This is a genomic window from Streptomyces sp. W16, from assembly GCF_033194735.1.
Taxonomy (GTDB): domain Bacteria; phylum Actinomycetota; class Actinomycetes; order Streptomycetales; family Streptomycetaceae; genus Streptomyces.
Genome location: NZ_JAWOAI010000922.1, coordinates 1 through 2,224 on the forward strand (window position 1 = coordinate 1; position 2,224 = coordinate 2,224).

Sequence of the window (2,224 nt, forward strand, 5' to 3'; positions counted from 1 at the left end):
CCTCCGCGAGGTGGATGCCCCCGGCCGGATCGTGCTCACCGGCCAGCGCCCGCCCCAACTGCCCGACCAGCCCCTCGACATCCGTGGCCACGACGGCCACCCGCACCGGCTCGTGCCGGGCGTCCGAGCGGCGGGACGCGCTGAGGGCGAGGTCGCGCAGCTTCCAGGAACCCGACTCGGCGAGCTTCAGGGTCTCCTCGATGCCCCGGCGCGCCGCGGCCCGGTCCGCTCCCCGGAAGGTGAACAGTTCGGCGGGCCACGCGTCCAGGCCGTGCGCGGGCGGAACCGCCTCGCCGTAAGCCTGGATCACCGTATGGAAGTTGGTGCCGCCGAAGCCGAACGCGCTGAGTCCTGCCACGCGTTCCTCGGCGGGCGCCGCCCACGGGCGTGGCCGGGCGTGGAAGACGAACGGGCTGCTGTCCTCCTTCCACGCCGAGTTGGGATGCTTCATGTGCAGGGTGGGCGGCTTGACCCCGGTGTAGAGGGACAGCACGGTCTTGATGAGACCGGCCAGTCCGGCGGCGCACTTCGTGTGCCCGATCTGCGACTTGACCGAGCCGAGCGCGCAACTGCCCGTCTCCGCCCCGGACTCGGTGAACACCTCGCTGAGGATGGAGAGTTCGGTCCGGTCGCCGACGACCGTCCCGGTGCCGTGCGCCTCGACCAGACCGACCGCGGCGGGGGAGACACCCGCGTTGCGGTACGCCCGCTCCAGCGCGGCCCGCTGACCCTCCGGCCGGGGTGCCGTCAGACCCAGTGAGCGGCCGTCGCTGGAACTGCCGACTCCCTTGATGACGCCGTAGATCCGGTCGCCGTCCCGCTCCGCGTCCGCGAGCCGCTTGAGGACCACGCAGGCGACGCCCTCGCCGAGCGCGATGCCGTCCGCCGAGTCGTCGAAGGCGCGGGAGCGGCCGGTCGGGGACAGGGCGTGCACGGAGGCGAAGAGGACGTAGTCGTTGATGCCGTTGTGGAGGTCGGCGCCCCCGCACAGCACGATGTCGCTGGTGCCGCCCACGAGTTCCTTGCAGGCGACGTCGACGGCGGCCAACGAGGACGCGCAGGCCGCGTCGACCGTGAAGTTGGCCCCGCCGAGGTCGAGCCGGTTGGCGATCCGGCCCGAGATGACGTTCGAGAGCATGCCGGGGAAGGAGTCCTCGGTGAGGGTGGGGAGTTGCTCCTCGATGCCCTGCGGGATCTTCCCGTAGTAGGAGGGCAGTACGGCGCGCAGCGTGGTCGCGTTGGACAGGTCGCTGCCCGCCTCCGCGCCGAACACCACGGAGGTGCGCGCACGGTCGAACCGCCGCCCCCGGTCGCCGTATCCGGCGTCCTCCAGGGAGCGCCGGGCGGCTTCGAGGGCCAGCAGCTGGACCGGTTCGATGCTGCCGAGGGAGGTCGGCGGGATGCCGTAGCGCAGCGGGTCGAAGGGGATGCGGGGCAGGAAGCCGCCCCACTTCGACGGGGTGGCGCCGCTCTTGTCGTCCGCGTAGTGCACGGCGGGGTCCCAGCGGTCGACCGGGACCTCGGTCACCGCGTCGCGTCCGCCGAGGATGTTCGCCCAGAACGTGGGCAGGTCGGGGGCCTGCGGGAACATGCAGGCCATGCCGATGACAGCGATGTCCAGCGGGGCGGGCGGTTCCGGCTCGGCCTGCTCCTCAATTCCTAGGAGGGCACGGGTGGTTCGCGCGCTGTCGGCCAGGAAGTCGGCGGCCTCCTCGGTCACCGAGCGGTGCAGGGCGTCCACGGTGGTGGTCGCCGAACGCAGCACGGCGACCTCGCCGGCCATGAACATCCCCTCGGCGAGCTGGCGTTGTCCGTCCACGGCGGCCAGCGCTCCGGCGGCGTCGCGCTCCACACCCTTGCTGGCGATGCGCAGCCGGCCGACGTTGAGCCGCTCCAGCCGCTCCCAGATCTGCCGGTCGGGCACGCCCTGCTCACGCAACTGGGCTTCGAAGTCGAGGTAGTTGTCGCTGAAGGGGCTCGGCACACAGCGGGTGGCGTGGCCGGGCGCGGTCTCCAGGAGGGCGGTCCGCGTGGCGCCGATCACCTGCTCCTGGAAGAGCGGCTGGACCGCCCCGCACGACACGGCCTCCTCGGTGAACAGATAGGCGGTGCCCATCAGCACGCCGACGGCCGCACCGCGTGCGGTGAGCGGGGCGGCGAGGGCGGCCACCATCGCCGCCGAGCGGGCGTCGTGGACGCCGCCCGCGAAGAACACCTCGACCTG

General features: G+C 72.6%; 1 protein-coding gene. It reads right to left on the bottom strand.

From position 1 onward, the window contains the following. Positions 1-2,224, bottom strand: a 2,224-nt coding sequence (locus R6V09_RS51450) for a beta-ketoacyl synthase N-terminal-like domain-containing protein (protein ID WP_317888297.1), incomplete at both ends; no start/stop codon positions are given.